At 41.8% G+C, this 4,567-nt stretch carries 8 protein-coding genes; 2 read left to right on the top strand and 6 right to left on the bottom strand.

Annotated elements, in window-relative coordinates:
- Both BM122_RS22910 and BM122_RS20300 read left to right on the top strand, forming a co-directional pair.
- The coding region (locus BM122_RS22910) for an IS3 family transposase (RefSeq protein ID WP_143083575.1) at positions 1–142 on the top strand (142 nt) is incomplete at its 5' end.
- A gap of 227 nt (positions 143–369) precedes the next feature.
- Positions 370–684 (top strand): transposase, encoded by a 315-nt coding sequence (locus tag BM122_RS20300; RefSeq protein ID WP_074907383.1) that lies wholly within the window; start codon positions 370–372, stop codon positions 682–684.
- A gap of 3 nt (positions 685–687) precedes the next feature.
- Here BM122_RS20300 and BM122_RS23735 read toward each other — a convergent pair whose 3' ends face one another.
- From BM122_RS23735 to BM122_RS20275, 6 genes are all read right to left on the bottom strand, one after another.
- A complete protein-coding gene (locus tag BM122_RS23735) occupies positions 688–852 on the bottom strand; it encodes a hypothetical protein (protein ID WP_177198233.1) in 165 nt (54 codons plus the stop codon).
- Between the two features lie 100 nt (positions 853–952).
- On the bottom strand, positions 953–1,552 hold the full coding sequence (locus BM122_RS20295; RefSeq protein WP_074907381.1) for a hypothetical protein: 600 nt from the start codon (positions 1,550–1,552) through the stop codon (positions 953–955).
- A 24-nt stretch (positions 1,553–1,576) separates the two neighbouring features.
- The gene (locus BM122_RS26425) at positions 1,577–1,786 is read right to left on the bottom strand and encodes an FAD-dependent oxidoreductase (protein ID WP_371264963.1); all 210 of its coding nucleotides are present in this window, start codon (positions 1,784–1,786) and stop codon (positions 1,577–1,579) included.
- 161 nt (positions 1,787–1,947) lie between these two features.
- Positions 1,948–2,478 (bottom strand): DUF4142 domain-containing protein, encoded by a 531-nt coding sequence (locus BM122_RS20285; RefSeq protein ID WP_074907379.1) that lies wholly within the window; start codon positions 2,476–2,478, stop codon positions 1,948–1,950.
- A gap of 949 nt (positions 2,479–3,427) precedes the next feature.
- Positions 3,428–3,772, bottom strand: coding sequence for a small metal-binding protein SmbP (gene smbP, locus BM122_RS20280; RefSeq protein ID WP_074907377.1), 345 nt, complete (start codon positions 3,770–3,772; stop codon positions 3,428–3,430).
- A 272-nt stretch (positions 3,773–4,044) separates the two neighbouring features.
- Positions 4,045–4,434, bottom strand: coding sequence for a hypothetical protein (locus BM122_RS20275; RefSeq protein WP_074907375.1), 390 nt, complete (start codon positions 4,432–4,434; stop codon positions 4,045–4,047).
- Positions 4,435–4,567: the final 133 nt, after the last annotated feature.

Here is a 4,567-nt window from a genome sequence, read left to right as displayed (position 1 = left end):
CCAAACCCGCCATGCAGCACAGCAGGATATTTTGCAGTATATCGCCGTGTTTTATAACAACCAAAGACTGCATTCATACCTGGGTTACAAAAGTCAGAATCAATATGAAGCAGATGCAGCAAAATCGATAAAAGCAGCTTAACTGAGGTGTCCGATTTTACTTGACCACGTCAAAGGTTCACTTGCGTTCGTCTCCCTAACACTTACCTGACAAAGTCCAGCTTTGCCTTTTTCCTTAATGCTCACTACCCAGGCTCTTTACCTTCGCAGCATAAGGCAGTTTGAAGCCTCCTCCTGTAAAGCGGCTTCGAGGGGCCCACCCTCATCTTTTGCGCAGCACGCACAGGCATTTTTTTTACGCAATACCTTGTGCTCGTGGCACACGAAGAGCGGCGTATCTTTCAGCAAAAAATTGAAGGCTATGAGCGCGAAGGCCGCGTCATTGTTTACCTTGATGAAAGCGGCTTTGCGCACGACATGCCGCGTACGCATGGCTATGCGCCAGTGGGTGAACGCGCCCATGGCGTAAAAGATTGGCATGCAAGAGGCCGAGCCCATGCCATTGGCGCCCTGATCAGAAAGGCACTCTTGACCGTAAGCCTGTTCATGGCCCATATCACCGCCGACATCTTCCATGCGTGGGTTACGCAGGACCTTTTGCCCAATTCCCGCCTGCTTGCGTGATCGTCATGGATAAGGCGACATTCCATTAACGACAGGATATCCAAACCGCCATTGCCCATGCCGGGCATACACTTGAATACCTGCTTGTCTTATTCTCCAGACTTCAATGACATTGAGCCAAAATGAGCCCAAGCCAAAAACAATCAGAAAAAAAGAAGGATATCCCACCGAACAGCTCTTTACCGTCTATGCACTTTAAATCATTTTGTATAGGATCAGCTATAGTGTGATAAATTGAGTCCTTCGCTAATACCGCATCCCTCTTCCCCTAGTCAACATTATGTTGGCACATCGCAAGTCTTTCAATAACCTCTTCCAAGCCGTCGATCACTTTTGTAAGAAATTCATAATTAACCATGATGGGAAATCCCCCGGCTATGCCGGGGGATTTCCCATCATGGTTAAGCTTGGTAACATGTGCATTCGTAATGACATTACCTTTTAATTGTATGATCTTGTGAGCGATCGGCTCAATCAGAACTTTGCTCATTCCTCCTCGAAATGCCCCTATTTGTACACGGTAGAGACGCCTGAGCGCATGAACCATAGGGCCGAAAAAAACATAGGCGCTATATTTTGACGGAAGAAGGAAAAATAAAGCTGAAGTAAACGGGACAATGAAACATTTTATTGTTTCATTAATCAAGGCAAATTTTTGTGCATACTCCAGGGTGGAATATTTATCGAGTTGTTCCGGACGAGCTACATAAGTCGTAATGTCGTCCGAGATTAAGAATTTTAGTAGCTTCCATGATTCTTTCCAGGAGACGAGTTTGTTCCTGAAAGGGCTTGAAAATGTTTTGAAGGGCCTAAATATGGGTAATGCACCGTATATGAACGAAGACCCATTTGCAACCTTTATCTCCACCTCATCTTTCCAGATTACTACATCTTACATCTTTAACCCAGCTTTTTTTACTAGCCGAGGAAAAGCGGTATAAAAACGAAGCACTCTATGCAAGCCAGATTCTACCTCCATTCGACTCTGATTCCAGGAGGAAGTTCTTCCACCAATAAAGGAACTTGCCTCGAGAATAGTAATTTCATATCCATCATTGGCAAGTTCCAGCCCAGCCGATAAACCTGCTAGACCACTACCTATAATGATACTTTGGGCTTAGGCATGATAAGTTAGTATTATTGGCAAAATAAAGCTGTGTCATGGATCAACATTTCATCTTTGTTGCTTTCTTCATTAATAAATATGAAATGCAATTCAATGATCAAGCATGAGTATGCCCAACAATGTATCTTGTTGTTTTACTAACGTAATGATTCTTGAATTTTCTGGGCATGTTCCAAATGCGAGACGAGCGAGGGGCGAACTTTTTTCAGGAGAGCTTTTAATTCCTCGTTCTGTACGTTAGGCACGAGCTTGGTATCAGCGACATCAATAACCTGTTTGTGAAGCTTAACCTCTGCATCGATATAGGCTTTATCAAACTCTTTTCCGCTCATATCTTTCAATTTGTCGATATTTTTCTCACCATCCGACTTGAGCGTCTTGCTGATTTCATTATCCTTTGGGGTTACATTGAGCTTCTTTACTAGACTCTCTGCTTCTTTATTGACATCTGTATGGTCGCTTATCATTCGATGCGCATATGCCTTAACGTCTTCATCTGAAGCCTTTTCCTTGGCAAGCTGGCCATTTTTTATGTCTACCTGATTAGCGGTAACTACAATGTGTGCAATTTCTGCATCACTAACATTCCCTCCTTTACCCGCAGTCTCTGCATAAACCGCAAAAGTAGGCAGCATTAAAGCAACGGCTAACATGAGTAATTTTTTCATAAGATCTCCTTGTGGTAGGTTTGATATGATCGGACGAACAACGTGTCTTCCGATTAACTATGATGAGGGATAAGGTAAACTGATTCTGTTCGTTACCGCACACAAGCCAAACAATATAGCCAATTACACATAAGGGCGCCTCTAAAAATCCAGAGTTCTAAGCAAGACAAGACGAGAACAAAAAATGTTGACGCAGCATATAACTGATAGGTAAGGAAACATTTTTTGTGAACAACGAAGTATTGTGACGAAATATGAATTTTTAGAGGTACTCATAAATTAATTACAACTTACAGATGACATATCCGGTCTCATTTCGCCGTAAGGATTATCCGCTCGAGAGAAGAAGGACTTTACAATCGCGCAAGTGGCCAAGCGTTTTTGTGTAGGTGTTGTCAGCGTGACGCGCTGGATCAATGTTCCCAATCCCAGGACAAACCCGCAAAAGCTTGCATCCTTTGGGTTATGCAGGACCTTTTGCCCAAACTCCCGCCTGCTTGCGTGATCGTCATGGATAACGCGACATTCCACAAACGACAAGATATCCAAATTACCATTGGCAACCAAGGCACACACTTGAATACCTGCCTGCTTATTCTCCAGACTTCAATGACATTGAGCCAAAATAGGCCCAAGCCAAAATCATCTGGAAAAAGGAAGGATGTTCCGTTGAGCAGCTCTTTGCTGCCTATGCGTCTTGAACCATTTTATTTAAGATCAGCCATAGCTTGACTCAAACTAAAAAGTTTCCAGAAAAACCGGGCCGATTCAGCCTATTTCCTGGAAACAGGCTGATAATCAATTTGTGATTCTATTTGGTGAATGATTTACGGATGTCCTAAATAAAATTTTTAACCGGCCCCAACACACTGAATTTCTGACACTACCATATCTTTCCATCATAGAGGAAGCGCGCCATCCATGCTAAGACCCTAGCTTTTTTTCACGATTAACGACAAGAATCACGCATATGGCTCAGTGCGTCGTCAGCATGTTTAGCCGCAATTTTTGGGTGACTCATTGATGCATGTTTGATAACTTCTTCTAAGGATTTGATAGCTTGACCTATATGCTTATTATCTTCGCCATACTCATTTTTTGCTTCTTTAGCATGTATCAAGCTTTCTTTTGCATACTGGAGTGCTTCTTTAGTATGTCCCATTTCCGCGTATACCTGTGCTTTTCCTGCATGCCCCATCGCTTCTGCTACGTGGCAAGCAGCAAATGCATAAACTTGGGTACTCAAGAGTAACGCCAATATTCCAGTTACTATTATAGTTGCCATCATTTTCATGAAAATTACTCCTTCATATGGTCAAGATAAATAATTTCAGAACGCTCTCAACAATTAGGCTATTACCGTGCCATTAAAATGGGTGATTGCAAAAGTAATAAAGGAAAATCCGAATCATTCTATAACCCCATTAACTGTCAGTATACTATCGCATAGATCAGTTTTCCTTCGAATATTGGATTACTTTGATCACAGTCATTGAGCTTTCCACTTATTTGTTTGTTCAACTACTCTTTACTGATCGTTCTATTTGTTTGTTGGTCAACTACAGCTTAATTTTCCGTTTTAGGTCCATATTTTTCTTTAAGTTGTGCAAATACTGTTGGCCAACCTAATCCGATCACAACTGCTGCTTGAGCAGAGGCTTGAAATAAACCTACTAAATTTCCCAAAAACCCAACTATTGATGCGGACAAAAACCACAGAAACCATTCTAGAAGTGTTTCTTTCTTAGTAAAGCTCTGTATTTTTTGTGTGTCATCTATCTTATTTATCTGAATTGCATGATCAACTATCTTGCCTAAAATACTTATTACACCACAGCCAAAAACAAAAAACCAAAACTTGAAATTTTTAAATTGATCATATATGCTTTCATTATTTGCTGCATCTTCAGCATAAATATCATTCCATGCACCTAATAACAGCAAAAGAACTGCCACAGTTAAATTACCTCCGGCAAAGCCGGAGGCTTATTACTGTTAGCCCCTCAAAGGGGCAAGAATTGGAGCCACCTAAAGGTGGCATCACATACCAAGCTTGAGCTGATCATAGTGCTCATCCTCTTTCTCTTGG

The sequence above is a fragment of the Nitrosomonas communis genome (genome assembly GCF_900114745.1).
GTDB classification, from domain to species: domain Bacteria; phylum Pseudomonadota; class Gammaproteobacteria; order Burkholderiales; family Nitrosomonadaceae; genus Nitrosomonas; species Nitrosomonas communis_A.
Note: the sequence above shows the minus strand (reverse complement) of the source record. Positions and strands in the feature narration are given on the sequence as shown.